Source organism: Pseudomonas frederiksbergensis (assembly GCF_001952935.1).
Taxonomy (GTDB): domain Bacteria; phylum Pseudomonadota; class Gammaproteobacteria; order Pseudomonadales; family Pseudomonadaceae; genus Aquipseudomonas; species Aquipseudomonas frederiksbergensis.
In genome coordinates this window covers 5903695-5925907 of record NZ_CP018319.1, presented here as the reverse complement: position 1 = coordinate 5925907, position 22213 = coordinate 5903695, and the positions used below count along the sequence as shown (strand labels likewise).

Here is a 22213-nt window from a genome sequence, read left to right as displayed (position 1 = left end):
GTTGTAGTTAAAGACTTTCACGGCAGTGCCTTTCAATAGGAATAAGTCAGGCGCCCGAACACGCCTTGAGCGCGATCGTCACCCAGCACCTTCACGCGATACTGCAAGGAAAAATCCACGTAGGAGCGGGGAGCGTTGTAGGCATCCTCGCGGAACCAGTAGCGAACGTTATTACCGACACCCACGCCACCGGCCTTGCCGGATGATGAGTCGGTGCTGCCATCGGCATCGGTCCCGCTGTTCATTTTGGAATCGTAGTCGAACGCCGCCACGACATGCGGGAAACTCACCCAGCGCGAGCCTGCGCCACCAATAGCGTAGCTGCGACCCACCTGCCATTCGCTGTTGAAATAGTCTCGCGAGTCGTTGATGTAGTGCCCGGCCTCGGCGAACAACTGCGAGGTCCACCAACTGGAGGCATCGACCCGCAGATCGGTGCCGATACTTGAACCGTAGCCCAGGCGCACCAGCCAATCACCGTCAATGTCCGACGATCCCAACGGGAACGTGCGTTCGACCGCGGCCATCACATTCAGCGAGGTGAACGGTTTGACCCGTATGCCGACAGCGCCTTGCAGCGCATCGAAACCAGTATCCGAGTCGCCGTTCTTGCTCCACAGCGTGTCGGTGACGCGTCCGTAGAGTTCGACGAAACGGGCGTTGCGATAACCCAAGGGGCGCCAGGACAGTTCAGTGCTGTTCTGCAAGCTGTCATTGCTACTGGCGCCGCTGGGGGCTGAACTCAGGCCACTGCTGGAATTGTTGCCGCGATAACTGGTGGTGCTGGTCAAGCCCCAGGTGCGCGAAACATCGGCCACTGCGCGGCGGGTATCGAACAACTGCTGCGCGGACATGTCCCGTTCGCCGGAGGCTTGTGCGTCGATGACGCGCTTGAAATAGCTGACGGCTTGCTCGTCGTCATTGACCCGCATTGCGGTATACGCCGCGTCCTGCGTTGCCTTCGGCGTGAGCCGGTTATTGGCATCGGCGTTGCGGAATGACGTGTGGGCGCCGTCGTCATCACCCGCCTGGACGGACAGGTAGGCGATCTGCAGGTCGCTCATCGGTTCCAGTTCGCCCGTTGCCCGTGCTTGCTGCAATCGCTCGCGCGCAGTTCGGCGCTGACCGATCGCCGCATACAGGCTGGCCTCCTCATAAGCGGGCAAGCTGCCCAGTGCCAAGGCCTGGGTAAAGTCCTTGCGAGCCCCGGCATCGTCCCCCGATTGCTGACGCAGACGACCACGCTGGGCCAACAGTTGCGCGTCATCGGCATTGAACTTGAGGCCGTCGTTGGCTGCCGTAATGGCGTCGGGGAGACGTTTCTGCTCACTCAGGGCGCTGACCAACAAACGTCGGTAGGCCGGATTGTTCGGTGCGCGATCAATGGCTACCTGGGCCAGGGCAACTGCCGTCCCGGAATCCTTGCGGGCCAAGGCCGCGTAGGCCTGGGAGGCCATGTCGGTTCCCCCGTCGCGCCGGTTGCCTGGCCAGATATTGCAGACCAGGCCGAAGGCACTTTCCTGACAGTTCAATGCGGGTGCCGGAAAGAGGGCGACAGCGTTCAAACCGTTGTTTTTCTGCCGCAACGCCACTCGCGCGGCAGTCCGTCGGCGGGCCAGTTCGCCGCTGTCATCGTCGGTCAGTGGCTGCAAATGATCGAGCGCCTGCTGCGGCTCGCCATGGGCCAACGCGGTGTCGGCGGCGAAAAACCGAATGTGGCGGGTTTCCGCTTTCGGCAGGCCATCGACGGCCAGCACGTGATTCAGGTCAGCCTGGGCTAACCGGGTTTTGCCCTGGCGATCGAGGGCGTAGCTGCGCAAAATCCACGGCGCAGCGTCCCTATCGTCCTGTGCCAATGCTGCAGACGCAGCCTGTTCGGCGCCGCGGTAATCCTTGCCAGCCAGCAGCGCACTGATCAGCAGTTGCTGATTGGCGCTGATCTCGGGCGCCCAGGCGACGGCTTTCCTGGCCTGGTCAACGGCCAAGGTCACATTGCCTTGCTCCAGGGCGTGATACCCCTGTACCGCCAGCGGCGCCGCCAGTTGACGACGAATCGCTTCACGACGCAGCAGCAAAGTCTCGTCGTCCGGGAACATCGCCAGTGCCTGGGTGGTGGCCTGATCCGCTTCTTGCAGATGCTGTTGACGCTGCAAGGACTCGATTAGCAGCAGCCGATAATCCATGCGTTTCGGCGCCTGGGCGACAGCGGTGCGTGCCGCCTGGGCAGCCGCGCCGAAGTCATCGCGATCATAGGCCTTGAATGCCTTTGCCGCGGCGCCGAAGCCCGGGGCTTGGCGCGACTGTGGGTAGCGTTTGGGATGATCACGCAGATCCTTGTCGCGCTGCGCCAAGGTAATCAGCGTGTTCAAACGGGTGATATCGGCCCGTTGACGCAGTGCCTCGCGGGCCTTGGCAATGGCCAGGTCGTAGTCTTTGCGTTCGTAAGCGCTATAGGCCTCGTTGGCCGTGACATAGGCCGGGCCGGTCAACGGCAATGGCAGCGTCTCGGCAGGCGCAACGGCGGGTAACAGGCACAGTCCCGTGGCCATGAGGGTCAGGAAGGGACGGTTCATGCCGGAAGTTCCTCAGGGTAGTGGCTGTGCTGACGGGCCACGGCCTTTTCGATGGTGGTGCGGGGCAACACGCCGCTGTCGACCAGATAGTCGCCGATGCGTCCGTGATGCTGTGGGCGGTACTGCAACATGGCGCGACTGAACACGTCGCGATCCAGTAGCCCCATTTCGATCAGCAGGTCACCCAACAGTGGCGCTCGCGCATCCGGCACCGATTGGCCTTCACGCACGTTCTGTTGACGCAACTGCGCGACGATTTCGCTTTCCCGGGCGATCAGCTGTAGCGGTTCGGTGCCCAGTTCATCGCTGATCTGTTGCAGGCCTTCAGCTGTCAGTGGACTGGCCACCGCGACTTGCGCTCGGCCGTCGGCATTCAAACCAAGCGGCACTACGCGCCAGCGCAGGGCGAATTCATCGTCCAGGGCCTGGGTGGAATCCTGAGCCATGGCCGCCACATTGAACACGCGCGGCAAGTCGTTCTGAAAGGCAATGGCTTCAGCCAGTGTCTCGTCATCCAGCCAGCCGTTACTGAGCAATATCCGCCCCAATGGCATGTGCCGGGTTTTCTGTTCGGCGAGGGCGCTTTGCAGGTCGGTTTCGTTGATCGCCTGCCAGGACAGCAATACGCTGCCCAACTTGCGCGGTGCGAAAGCAACCAGGTCGGTGGACGGAAAGTCGTGCATGGTTTTGTCCCACACCAGCTTGCGGTTCAGCACCTTGCCGACCAGGAACATGCGCCAGGCCCGTGAGGCGGCCATGAAGTTGACGAAGTTGCCCACGACCATCCGCGGAATGGACAGCAAACCATGCTGCCAGCCGTACAGCACGGTGGTGAAATAGCAGCGGTGCGCGATACGCCAGGCCAGCGCGATACCGTTGGCCAGCAGCAAGTATTTGATCACGCCACTGGTTTCAAACGGGGTCGGGAAGCTCACATCCCACAGGCCACTCTGGCGCAGGATAATCAGGCCCAGCAACTGCAAGAGAATCACGTAGGCGATGATGCTGACGAACGCCGTCACTATGCCTTTGCGGTCACGGAACAGCAGGTATCGATTGGCCAGTGAGCCGCTCCAGCCCATTTGCTCCCAGCCTTGCAGGCCAATGCCCAGTGTCCAGCGGGCTTTCTGGCGAAACGCAGTGCGAAAGGTGTCGGGAAAGAATTCGCGAACGCACAACGGCATCTTCAGGGTCGATTCGTAAGGCTTGCGAAACCATGATTTGCGCAGCACGCGAAACTGCACCGGGAAGCGTACGAAGATTGCGTTCATGCCCACGTTGGCCAGGCGTGCGCCGACGTCATAGTCCTCGGTGAGGCTGTCCGTGTTGAACGGCTGGTTCTGGGTTTCCCCGGCCAGTACTCGCAAGGCACGATGGGAGAAACAGGTACCGACTCCGGCCGATGGCACCGTGTCGGTCATGCTTTCACGCACCACCAGATCCTTGCCATGCCATTCGGCGAATTCGTCCATGTAAGTGCCGGCCACCCATTCGTACCAGTTGCGCTCCAGCGAAACCACGGGCAACTGGATCATGTCCTTGCGCGGCAGCAAGTAGTTGAACAGGCGCAACTCCAGCGGGTGCAGCACGTCCTCGCTGTCGTGCAACACGACGCCAGCGAAGGTCATGCCGTGGGTTTTTTCGTGCAGGAAGATGGCCTGGATCACCCAGTTCAGGCAGTCGGCCTTGCAGGTTGGCCCGGCATGCGGGACTTCCACGCGATGCAGCTGCTTGTAACGCCGACGCATGCGTTCCACTTCATCGATGGTGCGCTGGTCGTTGATGTAGGTGCCGACGAAAACCACATAGTTCTGGTAATCGAGGGTCGAGACCATGTTTTCGATCATCGGGGCGATGACGTCATATTCCAGCCAGGCCGGGACCATGATTGCCAGAGGCTGTTCATCCCGGGCCATCAACTGTTCGGCGGTCAGCGGCCGGTATCTGCGGTCCGCAGTGAACTTGCGAAACAGGCGGCGAGACCAGTACCACAGGTCAATAAACAGGTCGTCCAGGCTGGAAATCAGGATCAGCACCGCGACCACGATGGTCGAGATCTCCAGGAAGCTGTAGTAGTGGGCCAGCCAATAGGGCCAATAGAGCGACGTCATCGAAGGCTTCCGTTACTGGCGATTGCGACGGGCGTTACGGCCAGCCAGCATCAGGATGAGGACCAACAGGATTCCACCCGGAATCAGCCACAACAGCGACGGCGTGCGCCAGGCGTCCAGGCTCTTGGGTTCGTCGTTGTCGATCAGTTGGCTGCCACTTGGATCCTTGGCATCGAAGGTGGACAGCACGCCGTTATCACCGAGGATGGCCACGTCGCCGCGGGTCAGCAGAATCTGCCTGGCGAAGCGAGGCGCGTCGTTGCCCAGGGCGTGATAGACCAGACCGTGTTGGCCGCCGGCATCCACCACTTGCAGCGAGGCCAGATGATTGAGGGGATGTACGTCCAGCAGCACCTGATCCTTGTGATTGATGCGCAGGCGACCCTGCTCATCGACCTGCACCGACTCTTTGCTGTCCTTGATCGGCAGCTCGAACGCCAGGAAAGCTTTGTCCGGCGTGGCCGAAACCTTGGAGTCGGCGCTGACGTTCAGGTGCGCCCGCAGCGGCGAAACACCGGCGGCATCAGCGACCGAAATCACTTGCGGCAAACTGCTCGCCGGTTGCTCAAGGTAGGCCTGCGGCACGAGGATTTGCGCGTCCATGGCAAAGCGCGCAGCCATGCCGGAGAAGTCATCATCCAACGCGGTTTTTTCCAGCACGATGTGGCTGGTCGGCAGCACTGAGACCGGGAAGGCCTGTGGTGTTTCCAGGCAACGGTCGCTGACCGGCTGACGCTGGAAAGAGACGCGCAGCACGTTTTTCGAACCCAGGGCGTACCGCGGGATTCGCGCTTCGATGCGTTGCTTCTCACCGTCGGCCACCAGCTGTTGCGCGCCGATCAGGTAATCGTTGAGAAACAGCGAGGCCACCGGCGCGGTATCCGAGGCGCCAGGGGCGGCAGACACATCGATCACGGCCTTCACCGGCAAACGACCGTCGTAGGCGACGCTGCCCAGCGGGAACGAGGTGCTCCAGTCGGATTTGGCCAGCACGTCAATGGCGCCGGCGTTTCCACCCAGGCGCGACAAGGCCACGCGGCCGTCGGCGCTCAAGGGCATTTGTGCTTCGCTGACGGTCAATTGGCGGCTGCGTGCCAGTGTGTTCCAGGCTGAACTGAACAAGGCCAGTGCCTTGCCGGTCGCTTGTGGCGCGATCATCAGCACCGGGCGGGTGCCCAGCAATGCGAGGCGCACGTTGTCAGTGCCGGTGGCGGCCAGGCCTGCGTTGATATGCCGCTCACGCCATTGCGTAAAGGCGCTGGCTGCCGTTGCGTCCAGGCCTTGAACCTGGCTCTGCAACGCGTCTAGCGATTCGTTGACGGCTTTGAGCAGTTGCGGATCGTTGACGGCCAGATCCGCCTGGACGTTCGGCGTCTGTCCCAACATCAACAGGGCGCCGATTTCTGCCGGGTTCGCCAGAACGTGCGGGCCTTTGACGTTGAGGCTGGCGAAGGCTGGAATCATTTGCAGTTCGGCCGGAATGCGCAGGCCGGTCAGGTCAACGCTGTCCTGCACGGCGGGGAAGGGCAGGATGCGGCTGTGTTTGCCGATCCGTTCCAGTGCCACACCCAGGCGCCAGGCCGCGTCGTAGCTTTCGGCGGACAAGGTGCCCGGTGCGACCATGATCCCCGGCTTGCCGGGCAATGCCGTCCAGGCGGCACCGACGTCCTGCAACTGGCTGGCGTCGTAGCTGTAAGTGAGGCGGGTGTCCGGTTCGATGCGCAACACGTTGCCGATGGCGCGTTCGTCTTCGCACAGCACACGGGACACGATTGACGACCAGGCAACCCCGAGGCGCAACGAGCCGTTTTCTCTCGCTTTCTTATCCACGCCGAGCGTGACGCTGGCGTCGCCCTGGGGTTCGCTGAGTCCTTGCGCGCGCACCGGATAACCGTCCAGCGACAACAGCAGCGTGTTGCGGCCGCCTTCGCCATTGAGGTAGCTGGCGTCGAAATTCAGGGTGGCATCCGTCAGCGGCACACCCGCCGGTACCGGCAGATACAGTTCGCGGCGGGCATCGGTCGAACCGAGGATGATGGGAGCGTCGATCCCCAGATCGCTCAAGCGGACCTCACGCTCCTGGCGCGTGTCGGCATTGAGCCGGTCGATCGCCTGGGTAAGCGGGCTGTCCGCGGCCAGAGCAAAGGTCGGCATGAGTGCGAGCAGACTCACGCCACAGGCAAGGGCGCTGAACGCACCCGTATGGATGGCAACGGAAGACTTCATTCAGGTAGATCTCGAGCTGATAAGGGGAGAAGCGGTTCAGGTGAAGGCCGGGTGATATTTTTCGGTAACAGGCACCCCGGACGGGTAGTGCAGGAACTTGGGCAAAAGCCCCCGTGTCACGACGAATTCATCGACCGGGCGACCCATCAGGGCGTCGACGATGCGCGCACTGGCCTTGCCATCGCCATAAGGGTTGGCAGCCTGGGAGCAACGGCGCCACAGCAAGTCGTCATCGAACAATGCATTGACGCCAGCGATGATCGAGTTGGGCGAGGTGCCAACCAGGCGCACAGTGCCCGCGGCGACAGCTTCGGGGCGTTCGGTAACGTCACGCATGACCAGCACGGGTTTGCCCAGGGAGGGGGCTTCTTCCTGCACGCCACCGGAGTCGGTGAGGATCACATGCGCACGTTGCATCAGGCGCACGAACGCCAGGTAGTCAAGTGGCTTGATCAGGTGCACGTTGGGCAGGTCGCCCAGGTGCTCGGTGACCGGCCCCATGACATTGGGATTCAAGTGCACCGGATAAACGATCTGGATATCAGCCCGTCGGGCCAAATGGCTCAGCGCCTTGCAGATATCGAGGAAGCCTTCGCCGAAGTTTTCCCGACGATGCCCGGTCACCAGCAGAACCTTGCGGCCGGGTTTCAGGAACAGGAATTGCCGGTCCAGGCTTGCACGCAACTCAGCGTCCTGCTCAATGCGCCGCGCCGTCATTTGCAACGCGTCGATCACCGTATTGCCGGTCACGAAGGAACGACCTTGAAGGCGTTCGTCGAGCAGGTTTTTGCGTGATTCGTGAGTCGGCGCAAAGAGCATGTCCGCCCCCATATCGATGCAGCGCCGGTTCATTTCTTCCGGCCATGGGCTGTAGATATCACCGGTTCGCAACCCGGCCTCCACATGACCGATCGGGATCCGACGGTGAAACGCAGCCATCGCGGCCACCATCGCCGAGGTGGTATCGCCATGCACCAGCACCCGGTCCGGCCGAATCGTTTCCAGAACCGGATCAATCGCCGCGTAAAGCGCCGCCGTCAGCGAGTTGAGCGTCTGATGGGGGGTCATGACATCGAGGGTGAAATCGGCCTTGAGGTCGAACAGATCCAGCACCTGTTTAAGCATGCTTTGATGTTGGCCGGTAACGCATATCTGCGAATGAATGCCAGGTTCTGCAGCAAGGGCCTTGACCAACGGCGCCATCTTGATGGCTTCCGGACGGGTACCGAAGATCGAAAGGATTTTCAGCCTTGAATGAGGGTGAATGATGGTGTCTTCCTTGCGCAGCTTCAGTGCGCAGCACAACAGCGGCTCAAGTTCTGTTGAAACTTGAGCCGCTAGCGAGTTGGAGTTGGGAGAGGCTGGGTGATCAGCGTGAGTGCTGATAGATACAGGGTGTTTGGATATCGCAACTGGCCGGGATTATTAGCATCGAAAGTACATATCTCAAAGGGCTATATACGTTTTTTATTTAAGTAATTAAGTTTGAAACTTTTATATTGAAGGTGGGTCTTTTCTAGTTTTTGGATATTTTATTGGTTGTTATTTTTGTCGTTATTTTATTGCTTAAGCTTTTGATTCTATAGCGATTTAAAGTTTATTGTCCGTTTGTCTGGAAGTTTGAATTATTCCTTATTAATAAGGGTCGCGATAGAGTTGGTCAGGCGGGACTATCATGCGCTAGATAGTCACTTAAGTGGCGCCTTTTTATTGTCGTTTGAAATAAGAAGTTGTTTTGATGGTTGAAGTCTTGAAGCAGCATTCGCCATTACCGTTCATATTCCCGACCTGTCTTGCCGACGCATCGCTCATCATTTCGTTGGAACTCCCATAACGCTGCTTCGTCATCTGCAATGAGGGGGGCTACGGGTGTTTCGTGGCGAACCCGACACCGCTTTTTTTCATCCAGAAGGCGAGGGCAGTCATGAATACTTCAGACACCAGAACGGACGGTCAGACCGACCAGCAGGGCTCCGGAACACCGGAGCAGGATTTTCAACACTTCAAGGAAAACGTAACAGAGGCGCTTGGCGACGCAAGACAGCAGGCCGATGCGCAGTTTGGGCAATACCGCGATACGGCAGCAGAGCAGATCGAGGCGTTGGCGCAGGGAACGAAATCCTTCGTTTCCGAGATTGAAAGCAAAGACACGCTCGGTATGTCCGACTACCTGTCAGACATCGCGGAGTCCATGAGCGGCCTGGCGGGCAACCTGCGAGGGAAGAGCGCCGAACAGCTGCTGCACGACGCGGCCGACCTGGCCCGTAACAACCCCGCACTCTTCATCGCAGGCAGTGTTGCGCTGGGTTTTGGCCTGTCGCGATTCCTTAAAGCCGGCAGCGCCCCTGCGGCGACATTCCCCGACACCGGCGACCCGGCGGCAGGCCATTCAATGCCGCCACCAGGCGGTTTTGGCGCCCAACGACCATACGAAACTTCCGTGGCACCACGCACCGATCCAGGCGCCGGTCCGGACACTGGCATCACGCCGGCTTCATCGGATGAACAAGACCGTCCTTCGGACTTCGCAACGACCTCCACACCCGGCTCGACAGCCTTCAAAGGAGAACTGTGATGAACAGAGAAGATTCAGATTTCCCCGGCACAAGACCGGTGTCCGCCACTGAGCATGACGCGTCGGTTGTCGGCTTGTTACGCCAGCTGTCGCGCGAAGTGCCAGCGTTGTTTACCAAGGAACTGGCGTTGGCCAAAGCCGAGCTTCAAGCCAGCCTGACGACGCTCAAGGCCGGCATTGCCGCGGTCGCGGGCGGTGCGATTGTGCTGCTGGCAGGCTTCATTATCTTGTTGATGTCTGCCGTCTACGGACTGAGCCTCGTGATGGCGCCCTGGTTGGCTGCGCTGATTGTGGGTGTGGTAGTGATGATCATCGGGTTCGCCATGTTGCAGTCAGGAAAAAAACAATTCGAGCCGTCTCACTTCAAGCCAGATCGTACATTGGACGCTTTGAATAAAGACCAGGAAGCCCTGCGGAGGAAAGTCTCATGAACCGTGAACTTGAACTGGAATCACAAAAAAGCCCGGAAGCCATTGAGCGTGAAATCGATGCGCAGCGGGCCAGCATCGGCAATATCGTTGATGCGCTGGAAAGCAAATTCACCCCGGGTCAGATGTTCGATCAGGCGCTGGGTTTGATGCAGAGCAATGGCACGACGTTCCTGAGCAACCTGGGCACCAGCGTTCGTAACAACCCTGTTCCAGCGGTACTGACGTCAGTCGGGTTGCTGTGGTTGATGATGAGTCAGAATCGTCCACCGACCCCGGTTTATCGAACGGTCCCCGATCAGGACAGGGTTGGCGAGTGGGCCGATGGCCTGGCGGACGGTATCGACAGTGCGCGCGAGCATTTGCACCACACCACCGATACGCTCAAAGAGGGTTATCAGACGGTCAAAAGCAAAGCCGCCAACCTGACGGATAACCTGGGTGCCACCACCGAAAACATCAGCCACACCGTGCATGATGTCGGCGACCGGCTGGTGCGCAGCACCCACGTCATGAGCAATCAGTTCAGCCATCTGCTCAAGGAACAACCCTTGGTGGTCGCCGCTGCTGGCATCGCCTTGGGCGCCATGCTGGGGGCGGCTTTGCCGTCGACGGCGACTGAACAGCGGTACCTGGGCAAGACCAGCGCCGGTCTGGCCGACAAGGTCAAGCAACAGGCACGGGAGGGGTTTGAGGCGGTGCGCGACACCGTGACAAAGACCACTGATCATTCGCAGACGGAGGTCAGACCGGATGGGGAACGCCGTCCAGCGTCCGACTCACCTGCCGATCTATCACGAGGGTTAGGCACTTCGTAAAAGGTCGAATGAAAGACGGGAGGTCAGAACTGACCTCCCGTTTTTTATCCCTCGTTAAGTCTAAACCTGCGTCCAATCCAGCACTGCGGACTCGCGCCATTTCACATCAGTGACGCCGTACCGCTCGGCCTGGGGTTTGGATACGACTTTAAGCGGCGGTTTCCCGGGCCTGGGAATAGGCGCCAATCCGGCATCACAACTCGCCCAATGCCAGGCATCCGCATTGCACATTTTCTTGGCCCGGATGATGAAGGACCTCGGCTCTCCATGGAGCTTGTACTCGATGACGAAGAGATCAGTGCGGTTCATAAGACCCCCTCCTTATGCTCATAGACAAAGGAGTGAGTGCGTCAAAAAAAATTCAAAGTGTTTAACAGACCTTCTGAAGCGTGTGAATCACGTGTTTTTTTCGTCTGGACTTGCGCCTCTTGTCGGCGTCCATGAACCTGCGTCGAGTCCCGTTGACCCATCAAAAATAGCTCGGGGATTGCCTTGCCATGAATTCAATGAACAAGCCATTGAGGTTCGGTATTGAAGAGGAATACTTCATCACTGACCTGGACACTCGACGTATGTGCGAGCAGCCTTCCGGCGCGTCGATTGAAGCGTGCAAGCGGGTGACGGGCGATTGTTTTGCTTATGAAATGTTCCAGAGTCAAATCGAAGTGGCCTCGCCGATTTTCACCAGCCTTGAGCAAGCAGAGGAGTACCTTGTAACGGCTCGCCATCGATTGCGGTGCACACTCGAATCCTTTGGCCTGGGATTGCTCTGCGCCGCAAGCCATCCTCTGGCCGACTGGCGTACGCAACAGGCCACCGGACAAGATCATTTTCTTCAACTGTTCGAAGACTATCAGTGCGTAGCTCGGCGTAGCCTGTTGTCCGGTCTGCACGTGCATGTTGAAGTTGGCCGGCACCTGGATCGCATTCAAGTGATGAACGAAGTCTTGCCGTGGATGCCGTTGCTGCTGGCACTCAGTAGCTCTTCGCCATTTTGGGACGGCGTCGACAGCGGTTTCATGAGCTACCGGCAGACGGCGTGTGACGAGTGGCCGAGAATGGGCATACCAGAGTTCTTTGAAGATGAAGCGGCCTACGCCGCCTATATCGCTTTGTTGCTCCGTACCGGCACTATCAAACAGGCCAGCGAATGCTGGTGGGGAGTGCGGCCTGCTGCGCACTACCCGACCCTGGAATTGCGCATGACCGATGCCTGCCCGCGCCTGGACGATGCGCTGTGCATTGCCTCGTTGTTTCGATTGCTGGTCGCCTACGCCATGGATCAACCGCGGCCAGGGTCAGCCTATTCGCAAGCGTCGCAATGGATCCTCAAGGAAAATCGCTGGCGGGCTAAACGATTTGGTATCCATGCGGCGTTCATCGTTGAAGGTTACGACCGGCCATTCTCTGCCGAGCAGTGGCTGTTCCTGGCGGAGCAGATGTTGGGCGACGCAGCGCGGAAAATGCAGGTGGAAAACGTCTTTTCTCAAGCTCGCCGGATCCTGCGGGACGGAACCAGTGCAGAGCGGCAGCGGACCGTATTCGAACGTGCCATACGCGGTGGAGAGGAGGTTGCTGCAGCGCTATCTCAAGTCGTGGATCATTTACTGATGGAAACGGCGCAACAGGATTGCGGCATGGCTTGACTCAACCACCGCTGACTTTCCAGTGTTTGACATCGTCGGCGAAGACCATTTGCTGCATCTCATGGGCGATGCCGTAAGCCAGGGATTCGTGGGCTGCGATGACTTTCTCTTCCGCTGAAAGGCAATGGAAAATATCGAGTTTGGTTTCTGCCTCAGCAGTTTCGAGGTTAAAGATCTGTACATAGCGGGCCAGGTCGTTGTCGAGGCTCGACAGGTATTCGCGCAAGCGTTGATGGTCGACCGATTTTTGACTGAAATACCAGTTCATGGGATGAATCAGGAAGCGCGCATGCGGCGACGTGATGCGTCGGCTTGCCGCTAAAAACATGATGATGCCCATCGATTCGATGTTGCCCGCATTAATCGCGCAAAGCGGCACCGGCAATGACTTCAGGAAGGTATAGAGCGTGAAGCCGAAATTGGTGCTGCCGCCACACGTGGACAGGTTCAACAGCAGCGACGTGGCACCTTGATCGATGGCTTCAAGACAACAATCCCTGAAGCGCTCAGTCGTTCCCTGGTCGATCTGGCAGTGAAAATGGATGATGTGTTCGGTCATCGACTGACCTCCCGTGCGCGACATTCGCAGGATTCAAAAGCCTTTATAACCAGTAAAAATCTGAACTCTTTTGAAAAATAATCCAATCGCAAGGTGATCGGCGGCGACTGTGCCGCCAGTCGCTCGGGGCAGATTTTCCGGGAACTATCTTGCCCATTCCGCCCGTCTCGAGAGAGGCATTTTCGTTCAAACTTTCGATTTTTCATGACCTCGTAATTGAAGGCGAGCACACGCGCTCGCCCTTGAGAAAGAGGTGAACAAAAATGGCTAACACTGGAAACAACAACCCCGGAAACTTTGGCAATGACCGGGACAAAGCCTCGGAAGCCGGCAAGAAAGGCGGGGAGGCATCAAGCGGTAATTTTGCCAACGATCCACAACGGGCTTCTGAGGCTGGCCAAAAAGGTGGCATGGCTTCGGGCGGACAGCAGTCAAAAGATGCTGACCGTATGTCCGGCGGTGGTCAGGGCGCAGGACGCGGAGGCAGCTTTACCGACGACAACGACAAAGCCTCGCAGTCGGGCCAGAAAGGTGGCCAGGCTTCGGGTGGTCGACAATCCTCCGACGCGGATCGGTCGACCAGCGGCGGACAGGGAAGTGGTCGCGGCGGTAACTTTGCCGACGACAGGGATAAAGCCTCTGAAGCAGGGCGCAAAGGAGGTGAACAAGGCCCTGGTAGCGGACGTAAGTCCTGATGAGGTGTGATTCACATCGAGCCCCGTGTTTTTTCGGGGCTTGATTTTTATCGCTCATACGGTTGGTGTAAACGCTGCTCAAGCGGCGGCGTTGAGTTCGGCGACCGTTCCCGCTCATACCTGATCCATCACCTCGGTCACCCCCCGATCCTCGCCCAGGAATCCGCCACTCTGATGGTGCCACAGCCGCGCGTAGATACCGTTCCTGGCGAGCAGTTCGGTGTGGGTGCCCTGTTCGACGATGCGTCCATCATCCATGACAATCAGTCGATCCATCGCCGCGATCGTGGACAGCCGGTGGGCGATGGCGATGACGGTTTTGCCCTTCATCATTTCATCGAGGCTTTCCTGAATGGCCACTTCGACTTCCGAATCCAGCGCGCTGGTAGCCTCGTCAAGTAGCAGGATCGGAGCGTTCTTGAGCATCACTCGGGCAATGGCGACGCGCTGGCGCTGGCCGCCGGAAAGCTTGATGCCGCGCTCGCCCACCAAGGTGTCGTAGCCGGTGTGACCTTGCCGGTCACTCAGTTGGCTGATGAACTCATCGGCCTGGGCATTGATCGCGGCGCTGCGGATCTGTGCGTCGCTTGCATCGGGTCGGCCGTAGGCGATGTTGTCGCGAATGGAACGGTGCAGCAGGGAAGTATCCTGGGTGACCATGCCGATCGCGCTGCGCAGACTGTCTTGTGTCACGTGCGCAATGTCTTGCCCGTCAATGCGAATCTGCCCGCCGTCGACGTCATAAAAGCGCAGCAGCAAGTTGATAAGCGTGGATTTACCCGCGCCGGAGCGGCCTACCAGGCCGATTTTTTCGCCCGGGCGAATGTTCAGGCTCAAGCCATCGAGCACCTGGCGTTCGCCATTGTAGTTGAAGCTCACATTGTCGAAGGTTACCGCCCCGCCGGAGGTCACCAGTTCGCCTGCGTCCGGCGCATCCTGCACCTTTGGGCCGCGGGTCAGGGTTGCCATGCCATCTTGCACAGTGCCGATGCTCTCGAACAGCGAGGTCATTTGCCACATGATCCAGTGCGACATGCCGTTGATACGCAACGCCATGGCGGTAATCGCCGCCACCGCACCTGTGCCGACTTCGCCCAGGTGCCACAGCCAAAGTGCATAACCGCCGGCGGCCATGAGCAACGCCACCACCAACGCCTGGTTGACGATCTCGAATTGACTGACCAGGCGCATCTGGCGAAAGCCGGTCTGCTTGAAATCCTCCATGGCCGCGCGCGCGAAGTGCGCTTCACGATTGGAATGGGAGAACAGCTTCACTGTCGTGATGTTGGTGTAGGCGTCTGAGATGCGTCCAGTCATCGAGGAGCGCGCATGGGCCTGTTCCTGTCCGACTTTCCCCAAGCGGGGCACGAAGTAGAGCATGGCCAGGCCGAACAACACGAACCAGGCAATGAAAGGCAGCATCAGTTTCAGGGCGAAGCCGCCGGCCAGCGCGATGATCGCGATGAAATACACCCCGATGCCGGGTGCGATCTCGATAAGGGTGAACAGCACGTCGCGCACCGCCAGCGCAGTCTGCATCACCTTGGTGGTGACCCGGCCGGAGAACTCATCGGAAAAGAACGAAAGGCTTTGCCGCAGCATCAGGCGATGGAAGTCCCAACGCAGTCGCAACGGCAGATTGATCGCCAATATCTGGTGCTGCACCATGGTCCGCAACGCCACCAGCCCGATGCTGGCCACCATGACGATGCCCATCCCCCACAACACGCGACTTTCCTGCGCCGCTGCATCACCACCGGCTTGCCAGGTCGAGAGCAGATCCACGACCTGACCGAGGAAAGAAAACAGCCAGGCTTCGTAGATCGACACCCCGGCACTGAGTAGCGCAAACGCGAGAATATAGCCGCGGGCGCCCCGTGTGCATGCCCAAAGGAACCGCGCCAGGCCTTCGGGTGGCGGTGGCACCTCGTCGGGCGGGAAGGGGTCGAGTTTTTGTTCAAATGCGCGAAGCATGGTGGACTCCGAAACGATCAAGTTAAGGCGATTCTGCCATTTAAATGGTTGCCATGAGGGCTCTGTGGATTGGCGGGTAGGGCTTGAGTCCGGGTTGGCGGGGGAGTGCCTGCGCAGTTCAATGCCTGGATATTGGACTGCTTGGGCGTTTTACATCGCGTTTTCGCTTCACCGAGTCAGGGGGCGCAATGCGACTCGGTTGGGGTGATCGGGGCGTATGCAGTAACAGGCTGATTTCCTCTGCGCTGACCGCTTTGCTGAAAAAGTGGCCCTGAATTTCATCGCAGCCGTTTTCACGCAGGAAGGTTTGCTGCTCTTCGGTTTCGACCCCTTCGGCAATGACCTTGAGGTTCAGTGTGTGCCCCAACGAAATCACCGCGGTGGCGATGGCTTTGTCGTTCTCGTTGTCGGGCAGATCGCGTACGAAAGACTGGTCGATCTTGAGTCTCGCGATCGGGAAGCTTTTCAATGCTGCGAGGCTGGAGTAGCCGGTGCCGAAGTCGTCGATCGAGAGGCTGATGCCCATTGATTGCAGTTCCTTCATTTTGCTGATGGCTTGCTGAAGGTCTTGCATGATCAGGCTTTCGGTCAGCTCCAGCTCAAGGTACTGCGGGTCCAGTCCGGTTTCTTGCAAGGCATGCCTCACCCGGTCGATCAGGTCTCTTTCGATGAATTGGCGTGCTGAAATATTCACCGACATGGTGATCGGCGGCAAGCCTGCATCCTGCCAGTCCTTGTTCTGTTTGCACGCGGCATGAATCACCCAGTCGCCGATGGGCACGATCAATCCGGTCTCTTCGGCCTGTGGAATGAATTTGATGGGATACACCATGCCTAGCTCGGGGTGCTGCCAGCGGATCAGTGCCTCTACGCCGATAATCTGACCTGACAGCAAATCAACCTGTGGCTGGTACAGCAGCAGGAACTCGTCATGGTTGAGTGCGTTTCGAAGCCCGTCTTGCATGACGAGCTTGCCCTGAACCTTGTTATTCATCTCGCTGGTATAGAACTGGTAACTGTTGCGACCCAGTTCCTTGGCCCGGTACATGGCAGCGTCCGCGTTGCTGAGCAACGTGTCGGTATCGCTGCCGTCGGCAGGGTAGGTGGCCAACCCCATGCTGCAGGTGACGTGGAGTGTATGCCCGCTGAGCTGAATCGGCCGCAGGATGGCTTCCTGGATTTTGTGCAAGGCGGGAGTAACGCCGTCCAGGTCTGAGGGCTGGTCGAACAGGATGATCACAAACTCGTCGCCACCCAGTCGCACGACCGTGTCGGTACGGCGTACGCATTCCTGCATGCGCTGAGCGACGGTTTTAAGCAGTTCGTCTCCAGCACTGTGGCCAAGGCTGTCATTCACCAGTTTGAATTTGTCCAGATCGAGAAATACCACCGTCACCAGCCGGCTGTAGCGCTGGGCATAAAGCATTGCTTGCTTGAGACGGTCTTCGAGCAGTGTGCGATTCGGCAGCCCGGTCAATGCGTCATGGTCGCCCATATAGCGAATGCGCTTTTCGGTCAGCTGGCGTTCTATCGCAATGCCCGCAAGCGGTGTCGCCATGTCGATCAGTCGCGTCTCGGCCGAGCTGGGGCTGCGGACGGTGTTGGAATACAAGGCAAACGTACCCAGTACCTTTCGCTCATGGGACAGGATCGGCGTCGACCAGCAGGCGCGAAATCCATAGGGCGCAGCGGCTGAACGGTACTCCTCCCACAGCGGATCCAGCTCGATATCCGTGACGATGACCGGTTCTCGTCGATACACCGCGGTGCCGCATGAACCGACGTTCGGACCGATCGCAATCCCGTCGATGAGCTGGTTATAGGCTTTCGGCAAACTGGGGGCCGCCCCGTGCAGCAAGTGCTTGCCATCCTCATCCAACAGCAGGATGGACACCATCATCCCCTCCAGCTGGGACTCCACCAGATGAGCCAGGCTGTCGAGGACTTCTGCAAGTTCGGTGCTCCTGGCGATCAGCTCCAGGACGTGACGTTGCCCGGCGCGGATGACGGCTTCTTGCTCCAATCGGCTGTTCTGCAGGGCGAGCCGCTCTGTGGCGATGCTCAGTTGGACCGTTCTTTTTTCCAGCTGAAGCCGGTCCCTGAGGAATTGATTCACCGCGCGAGCCATGTTGCCGATCTCGTCCTTTCCATGTTCCGCCATCATCAAATGCGTTTTGTCAGTGTGTTCCTGACGCAATTGCCGGCTTATTTCATTCAGACGCATCAGCACATGACGGCCCATGAAGACCCGAGTCACGAACCAGGCGAACACCAGGCTGGCGCCCAACATGATCAGCACCCATTGCTGGCTACGATTTGAAGCTTCGACCAGACGCTGCAGAGCTTCTCGATAGTCTTCGGTGTATGCACTGGATTGCGCACGGGCCACCGCGACCAGAACCCCGGCCTCATTCTTCAGCTCCTCATTAACGCGCTGTATGACGTTTTGCTGATTGATGAGTCTGAGGCGCAGGGAGAAGAGATCGGGCGTTTGAACATTAGCGTCGGTCAAACTGCCTGCGGTGCGTGACAGGCGTTCATATCGGGTCCGCAGCCGTTGCACGGCATCGCTGTCAACAGCTTGCGGCAGATCGAAAAGTAATACCGCCAGTTCCAGGCTGGCCCGGGTCTGAGTCGCGGTTAACCGGGTGGTGTGATCCTCCATGGTTTGCGCGAAGGTGACCTCGGTTTGCAGCAGGCTCTCTCGCAGCTGGGCAACGATGTTGGCGGTATTGCGGAACATCTGACTCGACTGATGCATATCGAGTATCGCCACGCCACTGTTCGCGGCAGTCAGCTGCTGCACCAGTCGATCGAGGGCTTCAAGCTGTTCGACGGTCGCCGCATAGCTTGAACGCAGGGTGTCGGGGGAACGGGTTGTCAGGAGCTGATCGGTCTGGCGTTCGATCAGCAAGGTGCGCTGCAGCATGTCTTGGCCGTTTTGCATGCGGACCAGTCGTTCATCCGTCAGTTGGCGGGTGGCGTTGTTTGATGTGCGCAAGGCGTAGACCGCCGTTGCACCACTCGCCAGGATCAGCAGCGCCAGCGTCAGAAACGCCAGGGTGAACTGTGCGCGTAGCGATTGCGGCAATAGCCGGCGTCCGAGCCGGGAAAAAACGTCCAATGTCAGGGATTCCATTGGTGGCGATAGATGTCTCGATAGCCATTGTCAGGGTCGTACTGGAATTTCTTCCCGCCGTCGAAGGCAATATTGTCGGCATTGACCAGGTGTATCGGCGCGACGAAGCCGCTCACCGGCTGACCTGCAAACAGCCGGTTCAATTCATCCATCACTTGCCAGCCATGCAGGTTGAGCGGCTCGGCCACAGTGACGGTCTGGTAGGTTTTTGCCTGTATGCGCAAGAAAGCCGAGGCACTGCCATCACCGGCAGACAACAGACTGATGCCGTCGCTGGGTATGGCGGCGCTGGTCAATGAGGCAATCGAGTAGTCGAAATAGATATCGTTGATGGCCAGCGTATGGGTCCAGCGCTTGCCATAGCGCTGAAGCAGCTCCTTGGTGATCGCCGGCATCTTCTCGCCACTTTCGGAGATTGCGACATCGCGCACCTCCAGCAATGTACATTCCCGACAGCCCCGAATGACGTTTTCCATGGCCTTGGCTTTCGCCATGGCGATGCTGTATTTGGAATCGGTCAGGATGACCACGCCGGCGCGTCCGTTTGACTGTGCCACTGCCGCCATGGCCGTGAGGCGGGCCACTTCGAGCGGGTCGGTCGTGACGTTCATGGCCACCGGCGTGCCGTCAATCGGCCCGGGCCGTGCCCCGCCGTGCCAGGCAACCACCGGAACATCCCTGTTGGCGAAGAGGGTCAGCGCCGCCTTGTTCTCAAGGGCGTCGGAGCCGCACAGAATCAAGCCGTCAGGTTTCGCTGCCAGGGCATCGGAAAAGGCCTTTGCGCGCCCGGCCGATGATCCGGCGCCATCGAATATCTTCAGGGTCCAGCCCATCGCCTTGGCTGCCTCGCGAGCGCCTTGCGCGACACCGACAATGCCTCCGTTGCGCAAATCTTCTGCGACAAAGGCGATGCTCTTGCCCCGCAGGACTTGCGGACCGGATTCAGGGCCGCTCCAGCGCACGGCTTCGAGGGTGGCCCTGGAAACGATTTCCTGCGCTTGAATCACCGTAACCGTGGCGATTTCGACATCCGCTGTGGTTGGCAGGTTCTGGCCGAATCCGGGAGTGGCGGTGAAAAGACAGAACAGCGTAATTGAAGCCCGCCAGATTATCCCGGGCCTGATCAGACAGGTTCGCTCACCGCATAGGATGCCGGGTCTGGAGCCGATGGCGCGATCATAGTCTGGCATGGCGTCCCTTTTTGCCAAGAGTGCAGCGTTCACTGTCCGAAAGGATAGTCGGTTTCGCTGTCATCAGGTCTTTTGTGGGTAATGTGCGCGAACTTTAGTCCCGAACATTCAGGAAATGGGGCAGGGTCCATGGCACAAAACAAGGGACGAAGGCCAATCGCATCGTTGACTACATTGAGTGGTTTTACAAGGCTTCGACTGCTGTTACGGAGGGTGTCGTCCTTGACTGATAGGCATTACGGCACACCCACGCCTTTACAAAGCGCTGTTGCACAAATCCGTCACCAGCATGCAACCGGGAGCATGGGTGATGCACAGTGGCGGGCGTGAGGCCTGCACCACCGATTGAGGAGTCACACCGCAGGCCCAGAACACCGGTATTTCGTCAGCTTCAATGGGGACGGCGTCGCCGTAGTCCGGGGTGTCGAGCGCGTGGATGCCGATCAGCGACGGATCGCCGATGTGCACGGGAGCGCCGTGGACATTGGGCATGCGTGCGGTGATTTGAATGGCCTGGATGGCCGCAGCGGCTTTCATCGGTCGCATGCTCACCACCAGCTTGCCGCCAAGGCGAGCGGTGGGGCGCGTGTCGATGTTGGTCTGGTACATGGCGACATTGCGCCCCAGATCGATGTGCTTGAGGGGGATGCCGGCATCCAGCAACGGTTGTTCGAAGGAGAACGAGCAGCCGATGGCGAAGGCCACCAGGTCATCCTGCCAAAGGTGCTCGATATCCAGCGGTTCTTCGCTCAGTTCGCCATGGCGATAAACCCTGTATCGGGGCACGTCGTGGCGAATATCAATGGCTGTTCCGAGATGGCGGAAATAAGGATCGCCCGGTTCGGTAATGTCGAGCAGCGGGCAGGCTTGACGATTGAGGGTGCAATACCTGAGAAACTCATTGGCCCAGTAACTGGGCAAAATCACGATATTGGCTTGCACCCGGTCTTGACCCAGGCCACTGGTGTGACCCTGATAGTGCCCGGCGGCGATGCTTTGGCGCAGGGCCAGAGGAGTGCTGCGCTGCAGTTGTTCGAAGGACAGGGCGGGTTGATTCATCATGGCGTCTCGGCAGGTTCGTTGAGCCTTTTTAGAAAACCGCGGTGATGCCGTCCAACAAGGAATGTTGTTGCCCCCAGACAATTAAAAGTTATTCAGGGGTCCGTCGGCTGTCGAGGCCGGGCGCCGCGACCATGAGTAACGGACCGACATCCGCCGCGTATTGGCAGACCACCTGGCGGCTCATCTCGACGATGTTCTCGATCAGTTCCAGTCCGACCCCCGCACGCCACGAGGCCACGACATCCAGTTGCGGCAAGCGGCTGCCGGGGTCCAGCTGGATCAACTCGCCGCCGGCCAAGGGTTTGGCAACCAGCGCCGCCGGCAAGGCGCCAATACCGAAGCCGTCACGAATCAGCTGGGTCATGGCGGACACAGAGTTGACGCAACTGACGCGTGGTGCGCTGATGCCATGGGCGTGCAACAGGTTGAGCACATCCTGATGCGGTCGTGAATGTTTGACGAAGGTGATGATCCGCTCGCCAACCATCTCTGTGAGCGAGGCATAAGGTCGGGCGTAGATCGAGTTGCTGGCGGCGATCCAGTGCATGGGGTAGTGCGCCAGTTCGAGGTTGCGCACGCTTTCGTGGCGGATCAGGTCCGTCTGGAAAACGATGTCCAGATAGCCCTTTTGCAATTGCTCGCAGAGATTGCGCGCGGCGTCGGCAGTGATCTCGATTTCCACGGCGGGGAAGGTCTGCATCAGGGTCGACATCAACGGGCTGAGCCAGGTGTGAATCACCGTGTCCATCACGCCGATGCGCACCAGCCCCTGTTGCGGGCTGGTGTTGTCCAGCGAGTGTTTCAATGCGCGCTGAACCTCAAGCATCTGCTCGGCGTAGTCGAGCACCTTGAGACCTTCGGGCGTCAGCGACACCCCCCGTGAATCGCGCACGAACAGGCGCAGGCCCAACTCGTCTTCCAGCGCGGCGATCCGGCTGGAGATCGCTGCCTGCGTGCTGAACATTTTTTCGGCGGTCAGGCTGAAGCTTTGCAGGCGGGCGACCCAGACGAAGGTTTCGAGGAATTTGAGGTTCATGGCGGTTCCCTTGGCGCGTATGGCTCTTGTAATGAAGGGGCGGGTTGCAATTGTTACTCCAGAGTCCGCCATCGCGGGCATCAAATTTTCTTATGCATAACCTCGTCTTTTTCCCGTTTGACGCCGTTCTGCCCCGGCACGAAGAATCCGCCCCACGACGCAGGTCGCTGCGTCTGCCCCC

Annotated in this window: 16 protein-coding genes; 5 read left to right on the top strand and 11 right to left on the bottom strand. The window is 59.1% G+C overall.

Going from position 1 to position 22213, the window contains the following annotated elements; all coding sequences use genetic code 11:
- Positions 1-32: 32 nt before the first annotated feature.
- Genes PFAS1_RS27630 through wecB form a run of 4 tightly spaced genes read right to left on the bottom strand, consistent with a single transcriptional unit; the run spans position 33 to position 8113 of the window.
- On the bottom strand, positions 33-2573 hold the full coding sequence (locus PFAS1_RS27630; RefSeq protein ID WP_076031322.1) for an NfrA family protein: 2541 nt from the start codon (positions 2571-2573) through the stop codon (positions 33-35).
- Positions 2570-4684, bottom strand: coding sequence for a glycosyl transferase family protein (locus PFAS1_RS27625; RefSeq protein ID WP_076031321.1), 2115 nt, complete (start codon positions 4682-4684; stop codon positions 2570-2572). The genes PFAS1_RS27630 and PFAS1_RS27625 overlap by 4 nt, the downstream gene beginning before the upstream one ends.
- A gap of 12 nt (positions 4685-4696) precedes the next feature.
- Positions 4697-6910 carry a hypothetical protein gene (locus PFAS1_RS27620; RefSeq protein ID WP_076031320.1) on the bottom strand — a complete coding sequence of 738 codons (2214 nt, stop codon included), beginning with the start codon at positions 6908-6910 and terminating at the stop codon, positions 4697-4699.
- Between the two features lie 36 nt (positions 6911-6946).
- Positions 6947-8113: a non-hydrolyzing UDP-N-acetylglucosamine 2-epimerase gene (wecB, locus tag PFAS1_RS27615; RefSeq protein WP_232252297.1), complete on the bottom strand. Its 1167-nt coding sequence runs from the start codon at positions 8111-8113 to the stop codon at positions 6947-6949.
- A gap of 721 nt (positions 8114-8834) precedes the next feature.
- Here wecB and PFAS1_RS27610 point away from each other — a divergent pair.
- From PFAS1_RS27610 to PFAS1_RS27600, 3 genes are read left to right on the top strand one after another with little or no spacing between them, the layout of a single operon-like run.
- Positions 8835-9485, top strand: a complete 651-nt coding sequence (locus PFAS1_RS27610) for a hypothetical protein (RefSeq protein WP_076031319.1) — start codon at positions 8835-8837, stop codon at positions 9483-9485.
- Positions 9485-9916 carry a phage holin family protein gene (locus PFAS1_RS27605; RefSeq protein ID WP_074876108.1) on the top strand — a complete coding sequence of 144 codons (432 nt, stop codon included), beginning with the start codon at positions 9485-9487 and terminating at the stop codon, positions 9914-9916. Before PFAS1_RS27610 ends, PFAS1_RS27605 begins: the two co-directional genes overlap by 1 nt.
- Complete coding sequence (locus tag PFAS1_RS27600) at positions 9913-10731, top strand: DUF3618 domain-containing protein (protein ID WP_076031318.1); 819 nt, start codon at positions 9913-9915, stop codon at positions 10729-10731. Before PFAS1_RS27605 ends, PFAS1_RS27600 begins: the two co-directional genes overlap by 4 nt.
- A gap of 60 nt (positions 10732-10791) precedes the next feature.
- Here the strand turns inward: PFAS1_RS27600 and PFAS1_RS27595 are convergent, their stop codons facing one another.
- Entirely contained in the window at positions 10792-11040 is a 249-nt protein-coding gene (locus PFAS1_RS27595) for a DUF6555 family protein (RefSeq protein WP_076031317.1), read from the bottom strand.
- Positions 11041-11237: 197 nt separating this feature from the next.
- On the opposite strand from PFAS1_RS27595, the gene PFAS1_RS27590 reads away from it, so the two are divergent.
- Positions 11238-12377, top strand: a complete 1140-nt coding sequence (locus tag PFAS1_RS27590; protein ID WP_076031316.1) for a carboxylate-amine ligase — start codon at positions 11238-11240, stop codon at positions 12375-12377.
- A gap of 1 nt (position 12378) precedes the next feature.
- Here the strand turns inward: PFAS1_RS27590 and PFAS1_RS27585 are convergent, their stop codons facing one another.
- Positions 12379-12936 carry an ATP-dependent Clp protease proteolytic subunit gene (locus PFAS1_RS27585; RefSeq protein ID WP_074876115.1) on the bottom strand — a complete coding sequence of 186 codons (558 nt, stop codon included), beginning with the start codon at positions 12934-12936 and terminating at the stop codon, positions 12379-12381.
- A gap of 263 nt (positions 12937-13199) precedes the next feature.
- On the opposite strand from PFAS1_RS27585, the gene PFAS1_RS27580 reads away from it, so the two are divergent.
- Positions 13200-13631 carry a con-10 family general stress protein gene (locus PFAS1_RS27580; protein ID WP_076031315.1) on the top strand — a complete coding sequence of 144 codons (432 nt, stop codon included), beginning with the start codon at positions 13200-13202 and terminating at the stop codon, positions 13629-13631.
- 114 nt (positions 13632-13745) lie between these two features.
- Here the strand turns inward: PFAS1_RS27580 and PFAS1_RS27575 are convergent, their stop codons facing one another.
- The 5 genes from PFAS1_RS27575 to PFAS1_RS27555 form a co-directional block, all read right to left on the bottom strand.
- Positions 13746-15605, bottom strand: a complete 1860-nt coding sequence (locus PFAS1_RS27575; protein WP_076031314.1) for an ABC transporter ATP-binding protein — start codon at positions 15603-15605, stop codon at positions 13746-13748.
- A 118-nt stretch (positions 15606-15723) separates the two neighbouring features.
- Positions 15724-18744 (bottom strand): EAL domain-containing protein, encoded by a 3021-nt coding sequence (locus PFAS1_RS27570; protein WP_076031313.1) that lies wholly within the window; start codon positions 18742-18744, stop codon positions 15724-15726.
- The gene (locus PFAS1_RS27565) at positions 18732-19751 is read right to left on the bottom strand and encodes a substrate-binding domain-containing protein (RefSeq protein ID WP_076031617.1); all 1020 of its coding nucleotides are present in this window, start codon (positions 19749-19751) and stop codon (positions 18732-18734) included. Before PFAS1_RS27565 ends, PFAS1_RS27570 begins: the two co-directional genes overlap by 13 nt.
- Positions 19752-20189: 438 nt before the next feature.
- Positions 20190-20993 (bottom strand): putative hydro-lyase, encoded by an 804-nt coding sequence (locus PFAS1_RS27560; RefSeq protein ID WP_076031616.1) that lies wholly within the window; start codon positions 20991-20993, stop codon positions 20190-20192.
- 91 nt (positions 20994-21084) lie between these two features.
- A complete protein-coding gene (locus PFAS1_RS27555) occupies positions 21085-22032 on the bottom strand; it encodes a LysR family transcriptional regulator (protein ID WP_076031312.1) in 948 nt (315 codons plus the stop codon).
- Positions 22033-22213 lie beyond the last annotated feature (181 nt).